Source organism: Variovorax sp. GW821-FHT09D04 (assembly GCF_059416405.1).
Genome location: NZ_JBWKPA010000001.1, coordinates 578,041 through 598,515, shown reverse-complemented (window position 1 = coordinate 598,515; position 20,475 = coordinate 578,041). Strand labels below are relative to the sequence as shown.

29 protein-coding genes are annotated in these 20,475 nt (G+C 65.3%); 23 read left to right on the top strand and 6 right to left on the bottom strand.

Features of this window, described 5'->3' with window-relative positions; translation table 11 throughout:
• Positions 1-11: 11 nt before the first annotated feature.
• From AC07O4_RS02710 to AC07O4_RS02620, 19 genes are all read left to right on the top strand, one after another.
• Positions 12-506 (top strand): Lrp/AsnC family transcriptional regulator, encoded by a 495-nt coding sequence (locus tag AC07O4_RS02710; RefSeq protein ID WP_495303695.1) that lies wholly within the window; start codon positions 12-14, stop codon positions 504-506.
• A 77-nt stretch (positions 507-583) separates the two neighbouring features.
• Positions 584-1,111 (top strand): P-loop nucleotide/nucleoside kinase family protein, encoded by a 528-nt coding sequence (locus AC07O4_RS02705; protein WP_495303694.1) that lies wholly within the window; start codon positions 584-586, stop codon positions 1,109-1,111.
• Between the two features lie 4 nt (positions 1,112-1,115).
• Positions 1,116-1,439: a hypothetical protein gene (locus AC07O4_RS02700; RefSeq protein WP_495303693.1), complete on the top strand. Its 324-nt coding sequence runs from the start codon at positions 1,116-1,118 to the stop codon at positions 1,437-1,439.
• A gap of 22 nt (positions 1,440-1,461) precedes the next feature.
• Complete coding sequence (locus AC07O4_RS02695) at positions 1,462-1,995, top strand: GNAT family N-acetyltransferase (protein ID WP_495303692.1); 534 nt, start codon at positions 1,462-1,464, stop codon at positions 1,993-1,995.
• 66 nt (positions 1,996-2,061) lie between these two features.
• Positions 2,062-2,310, top strand: a complete 249-nt coding sequence (locus AC07O4_RS02690) for a DUF1272 domain-containing protein (RefSeq protein ID WP_307585041.1) — start codon at positions 2,062-2,064, stop codon at positions 2,308-2,310.
• 150 nt (positions 2,311-2,460) lie between these two features.
• A complete protein-coding gene (locus AC07O4_RS02685; RefSeq protein WP_307585043.1) occupies positions 2,461-2,763 on the top strand; it encodes a hypothetical protein in 303 nt (100 codons plus the stop codon).
• A gap of 70 nt (positions 2,764-2,833) precedes the next feature.
• A complete protein-coding gene (locus AC07O4_RS02680; protein ID WP_495303691.1) occupies positions 2,834-3,535 on the top strand; it encodes a DUF2711 family protein in 702 nt (233 codons plus the stop codon).
• Between the two features lie 78 nt (positions 3,536-3,613).
• Positions 3,614-3,961, top strand: coding sequence for a hypothetical protein (locus tag AC07O4_RS02675; RefSeq protein ID WP_495303690.1), 348 nt, complete (start codon positions 3,614-3,616; stop codon positions 3,959-3,961).
• 92 nt (positions 3,962-4,053) lie between these two features.
• Entirely contained in the window at positions 4,054-4,815 is a 762-nt protein-coding gene (locus AC07O4_RS02670; RefSeq protein WP_495303689.1) for a class I SAM-dependent methyltransferase, read from the top strand.
• Between the two features lie 68 nt (positions 4,816-4,883).
• Positions 4,884-5,324, top strand: a complete 441-nt coding sequence (locus tag AC07O4_RS02665; RefSeq protein ID WP_495303688.1) for a GNAT family N-acetyltransferase — start codon at positions 4,884-4,886, stop codon at positions 5,322-5,324.
• Positions 5,321-5,482 carry a hypothetical protein gene (locus AC07O4_RS02660; RefSeq protein ID WP_307693181.1) on the top strand — a complete coding sequence of 54 codons (162 nt, stop codon included), beginning with the start codon at positions 5,321-5,323 and terminating at the stop codon, positions 5,480-5,482. Before AC07O4_RS02665 ends, AC07O4_RS02660 begins: the two co-directional genes overlap by 4 nt.
• Positions 5,483-5,552: 70 nt before the next feature.
• A complete protein-coding gene (locus AC07O4_RS02655; protein ID WP_495303687.1) occupies positions 5,553-5,969 on the top strand; it encodes a VOC family protein in 417 nt (138 codons plus the stop codon).
• A gap of 55 nt (positions 5,970-6,024) precedes the next feature.
• Positions 6,025-6,234: a DUF4287 domain-containing protein gene (locus AC07O4_RS02650; protein WP_369629195.1), complete on the top strand. Its 210-nt coding sequence runs from the start codon at positions 6,025-6,027 to the stop codon at positions 6,232-6,234.
• A gap of 21 nt (positions 6,235-6,255) precedes the next feature.
• Complete coding sequence (locus AC07O4_RS02645; protein ID WP_495303686.1) at positions 6,256-6,816, top strand: hypothetical protein; 561 nt, start codon at positions 6,256-6,258, stop codon at positions 6,814-6,816.
• Between the two features lie 175 nt (positions 6,817-6,991).
• The gene (locus AC07O4_RS02640) at positions 6,992-7,516 is read left to right on the top strand and encodes a sigma-70 family RNA polymerase sigma factor (RefSeq protein ID WP_070061085.1); all 525 of its coding nucleotides are present in this window, start codon (positions 6,992-6,994) and stop codon (positions 7,514-7,516) included.
• Positions 7,513-8,508, top strand: coding sequence for a FecR domain-containing protein (locus AC07O4_RS02635; protein WP_495303685.1), 996 nt, complete (start codon positions 7,513-7,515; stop codon positions 8,506-8,508). Before AC07O4_RS02640 ends, AC07O4_RS02635 begins: the two co-directional genes overlap by 4 nt.
• Before the next feature lie 129 nt (positions 8,509-8,637).
• On the top strand, positions 8,638-11,145 hold the full coding sequence (locus AC07O4_RS02630) for a TonB-dependent siderophore receptor (RefSeq protein WP_495303684.1): 2,508 nt from the start codon (positions 8,638-8,640) through the stop codon (positions 11,143-11,145).
• A 77-nt stretch (positions 11,146-11,222) separates the two neighbouring features.
• Entirely contained in the window at positions 11,223-11,645 is a 423-nt protein-coding gene (locus AC07O4_RS02625; protein ID WP_495303683.1) for a GNAT family N-acetyltransferase, read from the top strand.
• A 102-nt stretch (positions 11,646-11,747) separates the two neighbouring features.
• Positions 11,748-11,939, top strand: coding sequence for a hypothetical protein (locus tag AC07O4_RS02620; RefSeq protein ID WP_487849408.1), 192 nt, complete (start codon positions 11,748-11,750; stop codon positions 11,937-11,939).
• Between the two features lie 36 nt (positions 11,940-11,975).
• On the opposite strand, the gene AC07O4_RS02615 is transcribed toward AC07O4_RS02620, so the two are convergent.
• The 3 genes from AC07O4_RS02615 to AC07O4_RS02605 all read right to left on the bottom strand — a co-directional run bounded on the left by AC07O4_RS02615 (position 11,976) and on the right by AC07O4_RS02605 (position 14,538).
• Positions 11,976-12,407 carry a VOC family protein gene (locus AC07O4_RS02615; RefSeq protein WP_390343276.1) on the bottom strand — a complete coding sequence of 144 codons (432 nt, stop codon included), beginning with the start codon at positions 12,405-12,407 and terminating at the stop codon, positions 11,976-11,978.
• Positions 12,408-12,487: 80 nt separating this feature from the next.
• Positions 12,488-13,969, bottom strand: a complete 1,482-nt coding sequence (locus AC07O4_RS02610; RefSeq protein ID WP_495303682.1) for an ankyrin repeat domain-containing protein — start codon at positions 13,967-13,969, stop codon at positions 12,488-12,490.
• A 59-nt stretch (positions 13,970-14,028) separates the two neighbouring features.
• Positions 14,029-14,538, bottom strand: coding sequence for a hypothetical protein (locus tag AC07O4_RS02605; RefSeq protein WP_495303681.1), 510 nt, complete (start codon positions 14,536-14,538; stop codon positions 14,029-14,031).
• 123 nt (positions 14,539-14,661) lie between these two features.
• Here AC07O4_RS02605 and AC07O4_RS02600 point away from each other — a divergent pair, with 123 nt between their 5' ends.
• Positions 14,662-15,363, top strand: a complete 702-nt coding sequence (locus tag AC07O4_RS02600; RefSeq protein ID WP_495303680.1) for a phytanoyl-CoA dioxygenase family protein — start codon at positions 14,662-14,664, stop codon at positions 15,361-15,363.
• A gap of 152 nt (positions 15,364-15,515) precedes the next feature.
• A complete protein-coding gene (locus tag AC07O4_RS02595) occupies positions 15,516-15,902 on the top strand; it encodes a VOC family protein (RefSeq protein WP_307693193.1) in 387 nt (128 codons plus the stop codon).
• A gap of 18 nt (positions 15,903-15,920) precedes the next feature.
• Here the strand turns inward: AC07O4_RS02595 and AC07O4_RS02590 are convergent, their stop codons facing one another.
• Positions 15,921-16,637, bottom strand: a complete 717-nt coding sequence (locus AC07O4_RS02590; protein WP_495303679.1) for a winged helix-turn-helix transcriptional regulator — start codon at positions 16,635-16,637, stop codon at positions 15,921-15,923.
• A 103-nt stretch (positions 16,638-16,740) separates the two neighbouring features.
• Between AC07O4_RS02590 and AC07O4_RS02585 the strand changes: the two genes are divergently transcribed.
• Entirely contained in the window at positions 16,741-18,162 is a 1,422-nt protein-coding gene (locus tag AC07O4_RS02585; RefSeq protein ID WP_495303678.1) for an FAD-binding oxidoreductase, read from the top strand.
• A 63-nt stretch (positions 18,163-18,225) separates the two neighbouring features.
• Here AC07O4_RS02585 and AC07O4_RS02580 read toward each other — a convergent pair whose 3' ends face one another.
• The gene (locus AC07O4_RS02580) at positions 18,226-18,537 is read right to left on the bottom strand and encodes a hypothetical protein (RefSeq protein WP_095747647.1); all 312 of its coding nucleotides are present in this window, start codon (positions 18,535-18,537) and stop codon (positions 18,226-18,228) included.
• A gap of 132 nt (positions 18,538-18,669) precedes the next feature.
• Complete coding sequence (locus tag AC07O4_RS02575) at positions 18,670-19,563, bottom strand: LysR family transcriptional regulator (protein ID WP_495303677.1); 894 nt, start codon at positions 19,561-19,563, stop codon at positions 18,670-18,672.
• A gap of 88 nt (positions 19,564-19,651) precedes the next feature.
• On the opposite strand from AC07O4_RS02575, the gene AC07O4_RS02570 reads away from it, so the two are divergent.
• A complete protein-coding gene (locus tag AC07O4_RS02570; RefSeq protein ID WP_495303676.1) occupies positions 19,652-20,470 on the top strand; it encodes an NAD(P)H-dependent oxidoreductase in 819 nt (272 codons plus the stop codon).
• The last annotated feature ends 5 nt before the right edge of the window (positions 20,471-20,475 follow it).

The following is a 20,475-nucleotide window of genomic DNA, read 5'->3' as shown; positions in this document are numbered from 1 at the left end:
AAGCTAGAAACATGAAAAACAATCGCCAAACATCGACAGACAACGAAGGATCTTTCGACAAGACCGATCTGGCGATCCTGCGGGTGCTGCTGCTCGACTCGCGCAAGACCCTGCAGGAGATCGGCAACGAGGTCGGCCTGTCGCCCACCAGCTGCTGGACGCGCATCAAGAAGCTCGAGGCCTCGGGCGTCATCAAGCGCTACACCGTCGACGTCGACCCGGCCAAGCTCGGGTACCACGATTCGGTCATCGTGCAGGTCACGCTCGAGAGCCACACCGACGAAACCCTGTACGACTTCGGCCGCACCCTCGCCACCATTCCCGAGATCCAGGAGGCCTACCTCGTGTCGGGCGACTACGACTACTACATCCGCATCGCCGTGCGCGACACGCGCGACTACGAGCGGCTGCTGCGCGAGAAGCTCTACAAGATCCCCGGCATTCGCCATAGCAAGTCGCACTTCGTGCTGCGGGTGCTGAAGGAAGCGACGGTGCCGCTGATCTGACGAATCGACGGGCCCGCATGACCGAACGGTGGGTACGATCGCCGACGAACGGCCCTTCGCAGCCGCCATCCCCTTCCATGAGATCGACTTCGGAACCTCGAACCCTGATCGTCCTGAGCGGACTGCCTGGCACAGGCAAGACCACCATCGCGCGCGAACTCGTGGCGCGTGCCCCGTCGGTGTACCTGCGCATCGACGCCATCGAGCACGCATTGAAAACCGCAAGCGGGCGCACTGACGACGTGGGCCCGGCGGGCTACGTCGTGGCCTACGCGCTGGCTCGGTCCAACCTTGCGCTCGGCATGTCCGTGGTCGCTGATTGCGTCAACCCGCTGTCGGTCACGCGTGAGGCGTGGCGGGCCGTGGCGGCCGAGACGTCATCGCATCTGGTGGAGGTGGAGGTCGTGTGCTCTGACGTTGTTGAACACCGCCGACGCGTGGAGAGCCGGGAAGCCGACATGGCGGGCTTTGCGCTGCCGAGCTGGGAGGCCGTGCTTGGGCATGACTACGAGGCTTGGAGCACGAGCCGGCTGGTCATCGACTCGGCGCTGGTGAGTGCGAGCGAGGCGGCGGACCTGATCTGGCGGCGCATGCGTGAGCGGTAAATCGATGCGCTCCCGTTTCATCGACGCCTTCCTGCGCGCCATCGTGCTCGGGCCTTGGGCCGCGATGTTTGCCTATCTGGGCCTTGCACCGTTGGCCTCGTACTGGCTCGACGGCACCAAGCATCGCACGGGCGCCAGCCGCGGCTCTTCCTATTGGTGGAGCTTCCCGGACGCCGTGGCCGCGCAGTACCCGATGCTCACCTGGCTGCTCGAACTCAAAAGCCATGTCGTTGTGTGGAGCTGCCTGGCTGGCATGGTGCTCGGGCCGGTGGTTGCGTGGATCATGAGCAGCCGCTTGAAGCGCATGCGTCGCGACATCCGCCAATGAATTTAGGAATGAACGATCGTCCATGAACCCGACCGCAGATATCTCGGTGCAACCAGCGAAACCCGATGAATGGACGACCTATCGAGACCTGCGCCTGCGGGCGTTGCTCGATTCCCCGGACGCCTTCGGAAGCACGTACGAGGCGGAGGCCACGAGAACCGATGCGATGTGGTCCGCCCGCGTTGCCGCGGCGACTTCGTCCGGGAAAGACCGTGTGCTTTTCGCGTTCAACCGCAACGACGCCTGCGGCCTGATCTGGTGCAAGGTGTCCGGCGATGAACCGGCTGTCGCTCATCTGTTTCAGATGTGGGTCGACCCCGCCTCACGAGGACTGGGGGCCGGTCGCGCTTTGCTCGAAGCGGCGGTTTCCTGGGCCGCACACGCAGGGATGAAGCGCGTGGGCCTGGGTGCCACTGTCGCAGACACGCCCGCGATGCGCCTGTACATGGCGTTCGGCTTCCGACCCGATGGTGCGTTGGAGCCGCTGCGGGAACACTCGCATCTGATGGTGCAGCCGATGAGCCTTGCACTCGGGCCCGTTGGCTCGACGGACTGAATTCCGCCATCGGCCGCCTTGCCTTCGTTTAAGCTCAACTGACAAAACTCTCTCTGAGGTTTCGCCATGCTCCAAATGCGCCCCGGGTGTGAATGCTGCAACCGAGACTTGCCGCCGGATTCAGCCGATGCCCGCATCTGTTCTTTCGAGTGCACGTTCTGCAGCGAGTGCGCAAGCGGACGCCTTGCAGGCACATGCCCGAACTGTGGTGGCGAGTTGCTTCCGCGTCCGTCGCGGCCGGCGGCCAAGCTTGAGAAGTTTCCGGGTTCGACGACGCGGGTTTTCAAGCCTGAAGGTTGTGCGGCGACAGCGTGAAGCGCCATCTTCAGGCATGTTCATCGAACTGGATGCTCGCGCAGGAGGCTCGGCGATACTTCCGGGCAACTTCGATACTTCGCTCCGACCAAACAAATGCGGTTACTTGCAACTGTCAGTGCCTCGGTAAAAAGCGATGCCTACGATGGAATGGCATACATCTACTGCCACGACCCGAAGCAGGACTATTGTTTCTCGCTAACTCGTAGAGTCGACTCCGGCGACATCGAGGTGATGGTTGTCGACCAAGTAGTGCATCGTGTCGACCGGTTGGAGGTTGCCCTTCATGCGTCGGGCCTTATCGCAACGCTGAGCACGCAGGCGGCTTCGTTGCTCGACGGCCACTCCAAATATGAGATCGAGTTTCTGCCAGGAAACTGGAGCCGACAGAATGTTGAGGAAGCACTGGCCGCAATCTTCCGTGGGAAAGATGGCTTGACTGCAAATGGCTGAGCAATCCGCCGCGCCATCTCGCGGACCTGAGCACCCAACCGGGCAGGTTCGACCGCTCTAAACTGGGCCCATGAATCAACGCGTGCTTCCCGACCCGGACCGATACGCCATCTGCCCACGGGAAGGCCCTGTCTTGCCCTTCTACGACGGTGCATTTGAAGCCGCCTATGTGCTTCTTAATCCGTTCATGCGTCCCAATTCGGACACGTTTGACTTGACCGATGCCGCGCCGGAAAAACAAAGCGCGGACGAGATTTACCGAGCATTTGAATCAGTCCGGTGGTCCCAGGTGCGTGACCTCTGTGGATTTCCTTCGATCGCGTCAATCGACGTGGCACTGAGGACAATGATCGGAGGTTTGAGAAAGGACCGTGCCGACAAGGAGCTTGCCGATGTACTAGCGAATTCGCTGAGCCAGCACAGATTGCTCCCTCCTGTTGAAGGTCTGTTTCCAGAGTTGATTCAGGAGCCAGTCCTGTCATTCATACAGTCACTCGCGCAGGAATGGCTTTGGGTGGGTGACGAGTTCTGTACTGAACGTAAGCTCTGCTGGATCGACGATCTAAAACCCGCAAGCGCCAAGGTCGCGCTCTTGAGCGGAAGTGTGTTCACCCCAGACAAGGCCAACCTCTGGACTGTCCATTGGGATAGCCACTTCACGATTTTTTGTTCGTCCAGACTGAACGTCGAACGCCTTGCCCGACACCCCACCCTGGAAGGTTTCGTGTGCGCTCCTGAAACCGAAATCTATTGGAGCTTGCAAAGCGTTTAGCGGCGACGAACGTCCGCCAGCGAAGATGAGCGCGACAGCGTAGGCCATCGCGTATCACCTAGAAGGGATCAACAAAGAGTGGCCACCACCATGTATTGCTGGCGATGCAAGATCGATCTGCCGATTCTCACGGAGGAGGAATATCGACAGGTCCTCCCTACGAGTTTCATGGAGCAGATCCGGGAATATCGCGAAAAAACCGGGGCTGATTTACGTCAGGCACAGGCGGACGTTGGCGAGCGAGCGCTAGCGACTTATGAGCGCATCAGTGGTTTCAAAGAAACCAATCCCCTTGCTCTCTACCACCATCGCCTGAGCCTCTATGGGCCACCTTGCGCTGAATGCGGGAAACCACTTCGGACGCCCGCCGCAAACTATTGCGCGGCTTGCAGCGCGCCACGCGGCCGTTCCAACGCTACGCGTTGACTACCACCGACCAGCCCGATTCGGCCAAGACCAGCCGCTCACTAAGCCGCTCATTTCTAAACTGGTTTCCCTTCACAGCCTGACGTCAAACCATGGACTTCTACGACGACCTCGCCCCGCTGTATCACCTGATCTTCCCCGACTGGAGCCACAGCATCCGGCGGCAGGGCGAGCAGCTCGACAGCGTCATCCAATCAGAATGGCCCGGGCATCGCACGGTACTCGATGTCTCCTGCGGCATCGGCACCCAGACTCTCGCGCTTGCCGGACGGAGCTACTCCGTCGTCGGGTCAGACCTGTCGACCAGGGAAATCGAGCGTGCGCGACGCGAAGCAGACCTTCGTGGCTTGACCATCGATTTCAAGGTCGCAGACATGCGCACGGCCCACGAGGACCACGGTACTGGATACGACCTCGTCATTTCGTGCGACAACTCGGTCCCTCACCTGCTGACCGACGAGGACCTGCTGCTTGCGTCGCGCCAGTTCTTCGCATGCTTGCGCCCCGGCGGCGGATGCGTCATCACGGTCAGGGACTACGACAAGGAAGAGCGCGGGACGAACCTGGTCAAGCACTATGGCGCGCGGGTTGAGGACGGCAAGCGGTACGTGCTGTTCCAGGTCTGGGATTTCGACGGCGACCACTACGACCTTTCCTTCTTCGTCGTCGAAGACGCACTGGCCACCGGGCTGGTGAAGACCCGTGTCATGCGCTCCAGGTACTACGCAATCCCAGTCGATCGTCTTTGCGAGCTGATGCGAAAGGCTGGCTTCGAGAATGTGAAGCGACTCGACGCCGCGTTCTATCAGCCTGTCTTGGTCGGAACCAAGCCTGCGACTGGCTCGCTTGCTTAGAGCCGACCAGAAGCGGACCTTCCGACGTACCTTGTCCAACCTAGCCACTCGCAACCTCCCCTCATCGAATGGAAAGCATCAGATCACTTTCTCCGGAGAACATTTCTGAGTTCGTGCCACTGTATCGCTCAGTGTTTAATGCACCCCCTTGGAATGATGGCTGGACGGAGGCAGTCGCTGCAGAGCGGCTTGCAAGTTTTGCGCAATCACCCGCGTTTCAAGGCATGGGCTTGTCAATGCATGGAGAAGCCATTGGCCTTGTTCTGGGCTGGGGCGAGCGTTGGGTGCAAGGCTGGGTTTTTCACATCAAAGAGATGTGCATCCATGAACGTTACCAAGGGCAGGGATTCGGCGCGAAGCTTATGCGGGGCTTCGAGGAACACCTTCAAGCGCGCGGATTCATGAGTGCGAATCTTCAAACAGGCGAATCGGTTCCCGCGAGGAAATTCTATGAGGGCCTCGGCTACAAGCAGTCTGGATACGTCAGCCTGCTCAAGAAGCTCGGTTGAAGCTGTACGTCGGCTCAGGCGCCCCTTTCGCGCCGTCCATCGTGCAGCAAGCCGCACGCAGCATGGGCGGCAATGCGAGACTCACCACAGGCCTCGATGACCGCGGCGTCGGGTTTCTGGTGAGCGTGCCGAACACGGATTCCGAATGCGGCGGGTGACGGACTGAATCCAGGCCTCGTGTGCGGCGGCTCAGCGATTTACCATCACTGATTTTTGCGATCGCACCCCATGCATCAATCACTCGGCTTGGTGTCCCTCGTGGTGCCCGACTACGACAAGGCACTCGAATTCTTCGTCGGCACACTCGGCTTCGAGCTCGTCGAAGACACGCCCGTGCCTGCACAAGGAAAGCGGTGGGTCGTCGTCAAGCCGCAGGGCGGGCAAGGGGCCTGCCTTCTCCTGGCACAGGCGTCAGCGCCAGAACAGCAACGCGCCATCGGCGACCAGGCCGGCGGCCGTGTGCTCCTGTTCCTGTACACGGATGACTTCTGGCGCGACTACGAAAAGTACAAGGCTGCAGGCGTCGAGTTCGTCCGCCCGCCCGAAGAGCAGCCGCACGGGGTCGTGGCTGTCTTCAAGGACTTGTGCGGAAACATGTGGGACCTGATCCAGCCCAATGCCAGCAACAGGAGCTGGCAGCTGTAAGAATGCCCTCCCGCCGTTGCACGAACCTCACTCTCCACCCGCGAAAGAACCGCCCATGACCGAGACCGCCAAGGTAAAAGGACCCGCCTCGTACTTCCCCTCCATCGAGAAGACCTACGGCCAGCCGATCGCGCATTGGATGGACCTTCTTCAGGCTGCGGGGCCCCTCAAGCACATGGAGCTCGTGAGCCAGCTCAAGACCCAGCACCAGATGGGTCACGGGCATGCGAATGCCTTGGTGGCCGCGTTTCTTGCGAAGAAGTAGCACGGGCCCGACCGCTCCTCGATGACACCCCAGAAGCAGCAGCTCGAACAGCACTTGGAAAACCGTGATCTCGTCTCGATCTATCGGACGGGCATCGACGATTCGCAGATCCAAGGCTTCGCGCTGGCGGTATCGTCAGAACTGGTCCTGATTCAGTACGTCTACGACTTCCGGTTGGACGGCTTGATGGCGCTGCGAACTGAAGACATCACACAGGTGGAATTGACGGCCACTCACAGCCTCCAGAAGAAGCTGATCTTCGAAGAAGGCTTGGGGCAGCAGGTTCCCTTTGGCTTCGAGTTTGACGTGCGCAGTTGGCGCACGTTGATTGCACAACTGACCTTGCGTCACGCGCTGATGATCGTGGAATGCGAGGCCGGCGAAATCAACGAGTTCTTGATCGGGCGAGTTGTTCAGACCGAAGGCGATTCGCTGCAAATCGAGCATTTCACGGGGGCCGGCAACTGGGCAGGCAGCCCATCCCTGGTGAGCTACCGAGACATCACGTGCTGCCAAGTCGGCAACAACTACGCGAATGTCTACCAGCGCCACTTCGAGCGCCTTGCGGGCGCCCTTCACTGAACAGCACGGACGCTTGTTCCGCAATGAGCTTGCCGGTCGAACGTGTCGAAGCAAATCCCCGCCGGCAACGAGCTCCCACTGGTACAGCAGCCCCGAACGTAGCCATTGGTGCACACTCGTCATACAATGAGAATAATTCTTATTTGGATGGCCTGGCCACCGCACTACGTCCGCCATGGCCGCCGATCCCGCTCTGCACCCGCACATCCACACCCTCTATAGCGAGCACCACGGGTGGTTGCAGGGCTGGTTGCGCAGGAAGCTCGGCAATGCCTTCGATGCGGCAGACCTCGCACAAGACACCTTCCTGCGCATCCTCACCGCGCCAGACCACACGCCCGAGAAGCAGTGCGACTGGCAATTGCGGGAGCCGCGCGCCTACCTGACGGTCGTTGCCAAGCGGCTGCTGGCCAACCTGTACCGGCGGCGTTCGCTGGAGCAGGCGTACCTCGAGGCTTTGAGCGCATTGCCCGAGCCGCTCGCGCCCTCGCCCGAGCAGCAGGCGATCATTCTCGAGACCCTGCAGGAGATCGACGCGATGCTCGACGGCCTGGCGCCGCCGGTGCGCCAGGCCTTCCTGATGGCGCAGCTCGAAGGGCTGGGCTATGCCGAGATCGCCGCGAAGCTGGGCGTGAGCGAGCGCACGGTCAAGCGCTACATGGCCGAGGCCATGGCCCGCTGCATCCTGCTGGTCGCGTGACGGTGCAACGCACGATGGCGGTCGAGGTCGACAAGGCCGTCGCCCTGCAGGCAGCGCAATGGTTCGTCCTGCTGCAGTCGGGCGAGGCCACGGCGGCCGAGCGCACGCAATGGACGCGCTGGCGGGCGGCCGACCCCGCGCACGAAGCGGCCTGGCAGCGCGCCGAGCAAGTCAGCAGCAAGTTCGGGAGGCTGCCGGGCGCGCTGTCGATGCCGGTGCTGGGCCGCGCGGTGCGAAGCGACCGCCGCACGGCCGCCAAGGCACTCGCCATGCTGCTGACCGCGGCGCCCGCTGGTTGGCTGGCCTGGCGCGCGTCGCCGGCGCGCGAATGGCTGGCCGACCACCGCACCGCCACGGGCGAGCGCCGCGAACTGCGACTGGCCGACGGCACGCGCCTGCAGCTCAACACCGCAACGGCCATCGACGTGGCCTACGGCGCGACGCAGCGCGTGGTACGGCTGCATGCGGGCGAAATACTCATCGACACGGCACCCGATGCCGTGCCCTCCTCCGACGCCTCCTACCGCCCCTTCATCGTCGAGACCGCGCAGGGGCGCCTGCGTGCGCTGGGCACGCGCTTCGTGGTCCGGCAGCACGAAGGCGATCGCAGCCAGCTGACGGTGCTCGACGGCGCGGTCGAGGTTCGCCCCGACAGCGCACGCAGCCTGGCGGCGGTGGTACGTGCCGGCGAGCAGGCCATGTTTTCTTCGACGGCCGTCGGCGAGGTCACGGCAGCAGCGCCCGATGCCGACGATTGGTCGCGCGGTGTCCTGCGCGCCAGGAGCATGCGGCTGCACGACTTCCTCGCCGAGCTGGGCCGCTACCGGCCCGGCGTGCTGCGCTGCGATCCGGCCGTGGCCGACCTGCGCGTGTCGGGCGTGTTCCAGCTGCGCGACACCGGTCCGGTGCTCGACAGCCTGCCGCAGGCCTTGCCGGTGGACGTGCTCTTTCGCACGCGCTACTGGGTCACGGTGGTGGCGCCGGGCGGTTGAGGCATCGGGTGCCGGCGGCGATTTCGGCCGCTGCGATTTTTTCTGTCGCGGCCTGTCCCCTTTTCTTTCCTCGCGTGTGAAGCCTTGAGGAACAGCAACTTCACACCCTTGTAGGAGAGAGAGAAACCCATGGCCCGTCGCCGACCGTCCCCCCTTGATTCCGACGCCGTCTCGTTGCGTGCGCTGTCGCTCGCCGTGCATGGCGCGTTGTTCGCCATGGCGTGCGCCGCCGCCGGGACGGTCGCCGCGCAGACACCGGGTTTGCCCAACGCACCGGCCACGCAGGCCGAAGCACGCAAGGCCTACAACATTGCGCCCGGCCCGCTCGACGAGGCGCTGTCGAGCTTCGCCGCCTCCGCCGGCGTGAGCATCACGATTCCGCCGGCCCTCGCGCAGGGCAAGCGCTCGCCCGGCCTGCAGGGCCAGCACGCCGTGGGCGAAGGCTTCGCGCGGCTGCTGGCCGGCTCGGGCCTCGAGGCGGCGGGCGGCGCGGGCGGCGCGTATGCGCTGCGCCGCTCGAGCATCGGCGGCCCTGCAGACACCGGCGCCGACGGCAGCACCACGCTCGCACCCGTCACCGTCACGGCCGAGGCCGAACGCAGCGCCACCACCGAAGGCACGCGCTCGTACACGGCGCGCGCGCTGACGCTCGGCAAGGGCGAGCAGGCGCTCAAGGACATTCCCCAATCGGTGAGCGTGATCACGCGCCAGCGCATGGACGACCAGGGCCTCGTCGACCTGCGCGATGCGGTCAACAACGTCACGGGCGTGGTGGGCGTCAAGGGCGTGGGGCCGGGCATGGTCCTCACGTCGCGCGGCTTCCAGATCGACGCCTGGCAGTACGACGGCGTGCCCGTGCCGCGCAACATGTACTCGCTGGGCAACTGGGCCACCGAAGACACCGTGTTCTTCGACCGCGTGGAAGTGCTGCGCGGCGCCTCGGGCCTGCTGCAAGGCACCGGCAGCCCGGGCGGCGCGATCAACCTCGTGCGCAAGCGCGGCCAGCCCGAGAAGACGCTCACGCTCACGGGCAAGGCGGGCTCGTGGGACCACTACGGCGCGCAGCTCGACGCCGGCGGTCCGCTCAATGCCGAAGGCACGCTGCGCGGCCGCGTGGTGGTCGACGAAGACCGCAGCCACTCGTTCACCGACTACGTGTGGCGCAAGACGCGCTCGCTCTACGGCGCCATCGACTACGACATCTCGCCCGACACCACCGTCGGTTTCGGCGTGAGCCACTCGCACGCCAAGGGGCGTCCGATGCTGCGCGGTTTTCCGCGCTACCCGGACGGCACTGACATCGGCCTGCCGCGCTCCGTGTTCACGGGTGCCCTGTGGAACCACAGCGACATCGAGCAGACCACGGTGTATGTCGACGCCGAACACCGCTTCAACGACAAGTGGAAGCTGAAGTTCTCCGCGCTCGGCATGAACGAGAAGAACAGCGCGCAGCACCAGCGCATGCACGGCGACGTGCAAGCCGACGGCAGCGGGCTGAACTTCGCCGACTGGGACACCCGCTTCGATTCGCGCAAGCTCGGCTTCGACGTCTACCTGCGCGGACGCTTCGACGCACTGGCGATGCAGCACGACCTGACCATCGGCGCCAACTACTCGAAGTTCGAGTCGACCGACCGGTATGCGCGCCGGTTCAGCGGCGGCGGCAACATCTTCGCCATCGACCACAACCGCCCGGCGCAGAACTACGACACCATCATGGCCGCCGGCGGCGGAAAGAGCCACACGCACTACGACGTGCGGCAAAAGGGCATCTACGGCAGCTGGCGGGCCCAACTGGCCGAGCCGCTCACGGCCATCGTCGGCGCGCGCCTGAGCTGGTACGACTACCTCTACTCGAGCCAGTCCGCAGGCTTCACGAGCACCGTCAGCACGTCGGGCGAAGTGACGCCCTATGTCGGCCTCGTGTTCGCGCTCAACAAGCAATGGTCGGCCTACGCGAGCTACACCGACGTGTTCGAGCCGCAGACCGAGCGCACCGTCTCGGGCGACGGGCTCAAGCCCATCATCGGCAGCAACTACGAGGTGGGCCTGAAGGGCGAGCTGATGGACGGCCGCCTGAACACCTCGCTGGCCGTGTTCCGCTACAACCACACCAACCGCGCCGTGACCGACCGCGACGGCGGCTTTGCCTGCGACGGCTGGTATTGCTCCAAGTCGTCGGGCAAGGTGCGCAGCCAGGGCTTCGAAGCCGAGGTCAGCGGCGAGGTCGCGCTGCGGCTGCAGCTCACGGCGGGCTACACCTACAACACAACCCGATTCCTCGAAGACCCGGACAACAAGGGCAAGATCTTCAGCCAGTGGACGCCCAAGCACATGCTGCGCGTGTGGACCAACTACCAGCTACCGGGCGACTGGAGCCGGCTCAGCGTGGGCGGCGGCTTCAGCATCCAGAGCCACACGCTGGGCTACGACCGCACGTACAAGGTGCCCGGCTTCGCCGTGTGGAGCGCACGCCTGGCCTACCAGCTGACGCCGGAGGTGGCGCTGGCCGTCAACATCAACAACATCTTCGACAAGCGCTACTACATCCCGGCCTACAGCGAGGCCAACGGGAACAACAACTATGGCGATCCGCGCAATGTGCTGTTCACGGTGAGGTACACGCCGAAGCTGTGAGTTGTGGAGAAGGGGCACGCGGTTGGCGTGGCCCTTTTTCGGTCTCTCGCTACCAAAGCGCGGAAAATCGCCTCGGCATGAACTACACGATTTCGAACGAACGAACCGTCACCTGGCAGGAGTTTGGCCATCTGATGGCGTCGGTCGGTTGGGGCAGCGGGTACGACGAAGCATCGTTCGAACGCTCCCACCGGGCCTACCCGCTCGTCGTCCACGCACGTGCAGGCAGCGGCGCGCTTCTCGGCTATGTCTCAGCCTTCAGCGACGGGGCATTCACGACGATGCTCGGTGAACTGGTTGTCCACCCGAACGCCCAGGGCTCGGGCATCGGCCGGGCGCTACTGAGCGCCGTTGAAGCGGAGTTTCCTGGTGTCCCTGTCTACGTGAAGGCACTGGGCAATGCGAAGCGATTCTTCGAGGCATGCGGCTATCGCAGCCCGAGCGAAGAAATGACAGTGCTGTTCAAAAAGGCTCGTCCTCGCTCCGCGCAGGCTCTTTGATCAGTGCATGGCCCCGAAGCGAGAGACACAACGAACGCCTCCTGATGATGAGTAACCCCGAAACGACTGCGTGGGTACGGGCGAACGCTGGACGCGTCATGCATGAGTGAAAAGCTGAACTTCGTATGGGGTGCCATCGGCCTCCTGGTCCTGCTGGGCGGCACGGTTTTCTGGCTCCGACACGACCTGAAGCGCCTGCGCAGCCTCAAGCGAAAGCTGCGGCTCGGCGCCCTGCTTACGCAGGCAGAACAGGACGAGCTGGCGTCGCTGCAGGGAAAGTACCCCTGGGCCTGACGACCGCCCTCGCCTTCACGACGTACCTCGAACGGATCAGAACCTGATCCGCACCGAAGCCGCACTGCGATCGGCTTCGCCGTGGAACACGGCCTCGATGTTGTTGCCATCCGGGTCCAGCACGAAGGCCGCGTAGTAGCCCGGGTGGTAGGTGCGTTCGCCCGGCGGGCCGTTGTCCCGGCCTCCGTGCGCCAATGCGGCCTTGTAGAAGGCGTCCACCATGGCCCGGTCTTGCGCCTGGAATGCGATGTGGTGGCGCCCGGTGAGTTCGCCCTGCACTTCGTCGCTGTCGCGCGTCGACACGAATAGTTCGTCGGCCCAGAAGTTGCGCGCGTCGGAGCCGCCCATCGGGATCTTCAGCGCTTCGAAGACGGCGCTGTAGAAGGCCTTGCTGGCCGCCAGATCGCGAACGACCAGTCCGATGTGGTCGATCAGGCGGCCGCGATGCAGTTCTTTTTGCGTACTCATGAAGCGCTCCTGTCAGTGGAGATCGGAGTGGCGGAATCTACCAAAGCCAACCTCGGATATCGAGCGACAGGGTTTGCATCTCAGGGCCGACTCAGCTTCAGCAATTTCTTCCATGCGGCCAGCGACGCGCCATGCGATGGCGGGTGCGCCTGCAGCCATGTCTGCGCCGATGCGTGCGGCGGATAGTGGCTTCGCAGCGCCGGATCGGCACCGGCCGCCACCAGCAGCCGCGCGATCTCGAGGTGGTCGTGCTCCACGGCGCGCATCAAGGCGTTGCCCGTCCAGAACCCCGCTGGCGGCAAGGCGCTTTCAGTGCCGGGCGCGGGTGCGAACGGCAACCGGCCGACAGGTAGCGCGGCCTGCGGCGATGTCGATGCACCTGCCTGCGGTGCGAGCGAAGCGTTGTCGCAAGGAGGCGGCAGCACATGGACTAGGCGGGGCAGCCCCGACGAGGTCTGCGGCTGCGGCACCAGCTCGCTGCGCAGCGGCGCGGGGGTCTGGTGGTTCACGTCGACGCCCAGGGCCAGCAAGACGCGCACGGCCTCCACGTTGCCGGCATCGACCGCCGACGCCAACGGCGTCATGCGTCCGCAAGCGACCGTCTCGAAGGCGCGGTAGGCGGCCAACGCTTCTTGCGGCTTCTGCTGCAGGATCAGCAGGTAGACCCGTGCCTCGGCCGGTGCACCCGCTTCGAGCGACGGCCACTGCGGCGGGTCCATGGCCCGATGCAGCAGGCGGGCGGCCTCCAGATGCCCCTGCGTCGCCGCTGCGCGCACGGCGCGCTCGGTCGCCGGCAGGCCCTGCGCCAGCAGCAGGCGAACGATCCCCGCATCGCCGCCCCCGGCCGCCGCATCGAGCGCGTTGTGCCCATCGGCATCGGCGCCCCGCACCGCGTCCGGCGACATGACCGCCAGGAGCTGCCGGACGCTTTCCAGGCTGCCCTTCTCCGCCGCTACCGCCAGGGCCGACACGCCCTGCGCATCACGCACATCCGGCCGCGCGCCGGCGGCCAGCAGCAGCCGCACGCGCGCAGGGTCGTGCGCGTGCTCGATCAGCGGTGGGTTACTGGTCGCAGCATTGGGGTCCGCGCCCGCAGCCAGCAGCGCCTGGATGGCCCAGGTCGTGGGCGCGAAGAACAACGGAAGGCCGCCGTTGCGATCGGGCGTGTCGGGGTTCGCGCCCGCCTTCAGCAGCAGCGCCAGGGTCTGGCGGTAGTCGATGGCGTGCGTGTCGCTGATGCCGCCGGAGCCCGCGAACTTGGCTGCGCGCAGCAGTGCCGTCTCGCCGTCGTTGGCGTTGCGGTAGTTCACATCGGCATGGCGACGCTGCAGGAACTTCACCATCTGCGCGTTGCCCTGCTGCGCAGCCTTCATCAGCGGGGAGTCGCCCACATTGAAACCGTAGCCCTGCACATCGTTGGCACCAAAGCCCTGCGCAAGAAATGCCTCGACCTCGCGCAGGCGACCGCGCTCCACGGCATCGAAGAACGGGATCTGCGCTTGCGCGGACGTCGTGTCACGCGCGGGTTCGGCCTCGCCCGGGTGCGCCGGCATGTGGAGCATGAGAGCTGCTGCGAAGGCGATGCACCAATGAAAGGATGGGTTTCGTGTGAACACTGCGGTCAGGCCTCGCTGGCCTGTCGATCGATGCCCACCACAAGGCCTTGCAGCCACAGGCGGTGATCGCTGAAGGTACTCAATCGCTCCTCGGCCTCTTCCCTCGCAGCCAGGTGCTGATCCAGATACCGGAACCCGACCCGCCGTGCGGCCTCGTGCAGGACGCTCTCGGGCACATCGTTTTCGTACAGCACGTCGAACCGGGTCACCCAGAAGCCTTGCTCGGTCAACGCGATGCGCTCGAACGCGCGAGGGTCTTCCACGCTGAAATCGACGAACTCCAGGCCGTCCGAGTGAGCGCGCAGACCCGTCACCCGGCTGCTGCGATCCCACAACGGAACCCATGGCGGCCCGTCGGGTGTGCGGGCACCGTGGTACGCGAGGAACGGCGGCCCCAGGCAGACCGTGCGGAACACTTCATGGAGGCACTCGCCCATCGCCAGCTGCACCAAGGGCGCGGACGCGCCGAGCTGCTGCAGTGTCGCCACCCGCAAAGTCTCTCCCACCACCGTCATCCTGTGTCCTCCCTGATCTGCTGTCGGCCGATGTTAGCCATGCCCGCCCTGTGCAGCCGCTCTTGTATTCTTGCTTCCACGCCGCGCCGCATTCATTGACCGACTGCGCGGCCGCTTCAAGCCATGACTCCCTCTCACACCGACTTCTTCACCGACAAGGGCTATGTGCGGTTGGAAGGCTTCCATCCGCAAAAGCAGATCGCGGGCCTGCGGCAGAAACTGCTCGACGAGATCAAACGCCTGAAAGCCTTGTCCGGTGGAAAGAGCCTGCCCGGCGCGCTGCAAAAACTCCCCGTCTTCCAGCAGATCGGCAAGCTGTCCGCGCTCGCCAAGGTGCCCGGCGTGCACGAAGCGCTGGTGACGCCCGCGCTGATCGACTGCGTCACCCGACTCGGTGGGCGCGCCCCGACCGCCATCCAGGGCACGCAGCTGCTGCTGTCCCCGCCCCTTCAAGGCGCCTCGACCCTCACGGGCCTGAACTGGCACGTCGACGTCTCGACCCGACCGCAAGATCCGCTGCCGGGAATCCAGGCCTTCTTCCTGATCGACGACGTGGCACCCGGCGGCGGCGCGACGCTGGCGTTGGCCGGGTCGCATCGCGTCGGCGCGCCGGGGCGGGTTGCTGCCTCCGAGCTGCGGCAGCTTCTGAAGACGACCGGCGACCTGGCGCAAAGCCTTCACCCGCTGGGCATCGACCTCGTCGAGATGTCAGGACGCGCCGGTGACGTCTTCCTGATGGACCTGCGCCTCTTGCACACGCCCTCCGTCAACTCGACGAAGAACGTGCGGATGATGGCGACGACGCGATGCTTCCTGAACACCTAAGGCGAGTTCGCGAAGGGCCTCGCGTCACCAAACAGGTTACCCACCGCACTGGCATCGCACCCGCCTCAGGCGTAAGCTGACCACCGCCCGGCCAGCCAAGGCCATGCCGCCAAGCGGCACCCGCTGCGCCGAACTGTGCGAAAGGACCCACCATGCTGTCCGATTCGTCTGTCACGACCATGCTTCCCGTGAAGGACATGGACCGCGCGCGTGCCTTCTACGAAGGCTGCCTGGGCCTGAAGGCCGGTGGCTTGCGGCCCGACGGCAAGTTCGTCTACACGGTGGGCGGCAGCACGCTCGCACTGTTCCCCAAGCCCGAAGGCACCAAGGCCGACCACACGGCGATCAGCTTCCAGGTGCCGGACATCGCCGCCAGCATCGACAAGCTCAAGCGCGCCGGCGTGGTGTTCGAGGACTACGACTTTCCCGATCTGAAGACGGTCGACCATGTCTGCGTGCTCGGTTCGGAAAAGGCGGCGTGGTTCAAGGACACGGAAGGCAACTTCCTGTGCATCCACGAGGACCTTGCGCCGACGTAGCTGGCTCGCCGTGAGCAGCTACGGCGCCAAAGATTGGCCGTCCGGCAACTTCCGTCCCGCAGCGCGACGCGTCGAGGCGAACACGCTGGTGCCCAGCCACCGCCACAGGTCTTGCGCGTCGCACCTCGCCCCATCGACACGGATCTCGCGCGACTGAAGCGCTTGCGCAGGCGTGCGATCGCCCGTCCACACTTCGGTCAAGGCGCGCACGGAGGCATCCACCACGAGCGTCAGCTCGCGCCCCGGGTCGTCGCGGCACAGATCGGCCACGCCGTCCTCCACCACGAGCCACCACGTGCGCTCGCGCGTCCGTGCGTCGCGCAGCTGGAAGTGGATGATCACAGGCCGGGGCGGGAACTCCTGGATGCACGCGAACCGGCGCATGTCCCACATGAGCAGGCCCGCATCCAGTTCGTCGTCGCGCAGGCGGCTGCCGATCCACTGCGCACCCCAATGGCCCAGCGCCATGACGATGGGTCGAAGTTCCTCGCCGGCCTCGGTGAGGCTGTATTCCCACACCTTGCCGACGGTGTTGCGGTGCACGACACCGAATTCCTCGAGGCGGTGAAGCCGCTGCGCCAGCAAGCTGGTGGACATTCGCGGTACCCCGCGATGCAGGTCGTTGAAGCGCTTGCTGCCGCACAGCAATTCGCGCACGACCAGCGGCGTCCATCGCTCGCACAACACCTCGGCCCCCCTGGCGACGGTGCAGAACTGACCGTAGGTGTTTTCCATCGCCTCGTCTCCAGAGCGGCAACGCTTCAGATTCTGGACTTGTTCGCTCGCCTGGTCACGCGCAAGCTGCCCCCGACTTCCTCACTCTTTTCGGAGACGACTCATGACGATCCAACTCACACGCATGGACGGCGGGACCGTGGACCTTTCGCCGGAGATCCTGCAGTCGTTCAAGGCCACGTTCAAAGGCCAAGTGCTGACCGCGGAGGACCCGGCCTACGAGGAGTCGCGCAAGGTCTGGAACGCGATGATCGATCGCCGCCCGGGCCTGGTGGCGCGCTGCACCGGCACGGTCGATGTCGTGCAGGCTGTCCGGTTCGCGCGCCAGCACGGGCTTCTGAGTTCCGTGCGCGGCGGCGGCCACAACATCGCAGGGCTCGCGGTCTGCGAGGGCGGCCTCATGATCGACATGTCGCTGCTCCGAGGTGTCTGGGTCGATCCGGCGCGTCGCACGGCGCGCGCGCAAGCGGGCTGCACGCTGGGCGACGTCGACCGCGAGACGCAGCTGCACGGGCTCGCCGCCGTGCTCGGTTTTGTGTCTGCCACCGGGATTGCAGGCCTCACCGTCGGCGGCGGATTCGGCTACCTCACGCGTCGCCACGGCTGGACCTGCGACAACGTGGTCTCGATGGAGGTCGTGACGGCCAGCGGCGAGGTCCTGCGTGCGTCTGCGGACGAGAACGAGGACCTGTTCTGGGCGCTGCGTGGTGGCAGCGGCAACTTCGGCGTCGTCACCTCCTTCGAGTACCGGCTCTTTCCCGTCGGCCCCGAAATCCTGGGCGGTGCGATCGCATGGAGCGGCGACGACGCCCGGCAGGTTCTCGACGCCTACCGTGCGTTCAGCGCAGAGGCCCCGCGCGAACTGACCAGCGTGGCGGTTCTGCGGATCGCGCCGCCGGCCCCCTGGCTCCCGAAGGAGGTGCACGGCAAGCCGATCGTGGCCATCTTCGTCTGCTACACCGGCAAGGTCGAAGAGGGAGAGGCATTGATCGCACCGCTGCGCGCGCTTGGCCGGCCGGTGGCCGACATCGTGACGCGCCGGCCCTACACGCAGATGCAGAGCCTGCTCGACGCCACGCAGCCCAAGGGACGGCGCTACTACTGGAAGTCGCACTACCTGCCAGGCATTGATCAGCGGAGCATCGACCTCGCCGTGACGCATGCGGGCCGGATTCAATCGCCCCATTCGGCCATCCTCCTGTTCCAGATACAGGGTGCGCTGGGCGAGCTGCCTGCCGGGCATTCGCCAGCGGGCAACCGGGACGCGGCCTATGTGCTGAACATCGCGGGCTCCTGGGAGCAGCCGGGCGACGACGACATCCACATCCAGTGGGCGCGGGACTGCTTCGAAGCGACGCGCGCCTGCTCGACAGGCGGGGCCTACATCAACTTCCTGACGGAGGAAGAGGGTCAGGACCGCATCGAAGCCGCGTACGGCCGGGCCAACCTGGACAAACTCGCAGCACTCAAGCGCAGGTACGACCCCGAGAACTTCTTCCGTCACACAAAGAGCGTCTCCGGCTGAACCGATCGTCGGCGACTTGTTGACGGCCCTTCACAGGTGCATTCAGCGCGGGCGCCCGGTGACCTAGTCCCACGCAGGAAGCTGCAGCAAGGCATCCGTGGGACGGTCCAGGATGTCGACGCCAGCGAAAGCGGTCCCGCCCGGCAAGAGCCGGGCGTCGCAAATGACTTCCCAGCCGTGGTTTTCAGTGCGCCGGGCCAGGCACACCTCCTCGCCGGCCGCAAGGAGCTTGACGCATTCGCCGACGCTGACGCGCTGTGCCGTGCCAAGAGAAAACTCCGTCGAACCGAACTCCTTCTCCACGACCGGGTGAATGGCGACGAGGTCCACCTTTCCGTCCTTGAAGTGAACAGCGGTAATTGCGTGCTGGGCCATCTTCGACCTCCATTCGTGCAGAGAGAGCCCCGACGGCCCACGCTTCGACTGTACGCCCGCAGCGGCAAGCTCTGCGTCGTCATGGCGAAAAGCCGATGCCGGCGAAGGGGGCGGCTGGCGCGCCAGCTGAGGCTACAAGCTGCGGGCGATCTGCTCGCGCAGCCACCGATGCCCCGGGTCGCGATGCCGGCGCTCGTGCCACAGCATCGCCATCTCGTAGCCCGGCACGTCGAGCGGCGCTTCCACCACGCGCAGCCCCGGCGCGCCGCGCGCCAGGCGCTCGGGCAGCATCGCGACCATGTCGGTGCTGGCCAGCACGGACATCATGAAAAGAAAGTGCGGCACCGACAGCGCCACGCGCCGCGTGAGGCCCTGCGCCGCCAGCGCCTCGTCGGTCGGCCCGGCAAAGCCGCCGCCGCTGAGCGACACCACCACATGCTCCAGCGCGCAGAACTGCGCCAGCGTGGGCCGGCGCTTCAGGCGCGGGTGCCCTGCCCGCCCGGCCAGCACGTAGCGCTCGTGGAACAGCACGCGCCGGTGCAAGCCGGGCGGTGCACCGACGCTGGTGTGGAAGAACAGGTCGATTTCCGCCTGCTCGAGCTGGCGCGCCATGCGCGTCGGCACGGCCTCGACCACGGCCAGCCGGGTGTTCGGCGCGGCCGCGCGCAGGCCGGCCAGCGCGGGCAGCAGGATGGCCGACTCGGCGTAGTCGGCAGCGGCCACGCGCCAGGTGGTGGTCGCCTTGGCCGGGTCGAAGGGCTGGCTGGGCGCCACCGCGCGGCCCAGCGATGCGAGCGCTTCGCGCAGCGGCTCGCGCAGTTCGTCCGCACGCGCGGTCGGCCGCATGCCGCGCTGCGCGGGCACGAGCAGCGGGTCATCGAAGAGCTCGCGCAGCTTGGCGAGCTGCACGCTCACCGAGGGCTGCGAGAGGTTCAGGCGCTCGGCCGCGCGGGTCACGTTGCGCTCGGCCAGCAAGGTGTCGAGCGTGACCAGCAGGTTGAGGTCAATGCGGCTGAAATTGTTCATGGCGATACCTGGCATTCAAACTATTCATTTCCAATATAGCTTGGCAATACCTAACCTGAGGGCATCTTCACTCGAACCCTTTGACACCGTGAACATCCTGCTGGTTATTGCCCATCCCGAAGCCGCCTCGCTGAACGGCTCGCTTCATCGCTTCATGGTCGAACGCCTCACGAGCGCGGGCCATTCCGTGCGCGTGTCCGACCTGTACGCGATGCGCTGGAAGCCCGCGCTCGACGCCGACGACTTTCCCGCGCGCGACACCGCCGCGCCCTTCGACCCCGTGCTCGATTCGCTGCGCGCCTTCGAAGGCGGCACGCAGACCGCCGACATCGCCGCCGAGCAGGAGAAGCTGCTGTGGGCCGACGCGGTGATCCTGCAGTTCCCGCTGTGGTGGTACTCGATGCCCGCCATCCTGAAGGGCTGGATCGAGCGCATCTACGCCTACGGCTTTGCCTACGGCGTGGGCGAACATTCCGATACACACTGGGGCGACCGCTTCGGCGAAGGCACGCTGGCCGGCAAGCGCGCGATGCTGGTGGTGACGACCGGCGGCTGGGCCTCGCACTACGCCCCGCGCGGCATCAACGGGCCGATGGACGACCTGCTGTTCCCCATTCACCACGGCATCCTCTACTACCCCGGCTTCGACGTGCTGCCGCCCTTCGTGGTGCACCGCACGGGCAAGGTCGATGCCGCAGCCTATGCACGCATCACCGGCGAGCTGGGCGAGCGGCTCGACACGCTGTGGACCACCGACCCGATTGCGTTCCGCCCGCAGAACGGCGGCGACTACGAAATTCCGGCGCTCACGCTGCGCGAACACATCGCGCCGGGCCGCGCGGGCTTCGGTGTGCACCGCAAAAACAGCGAATCTGAAACTTTGGTTTTCGAGCCCGGCCGCCTTTAACCACG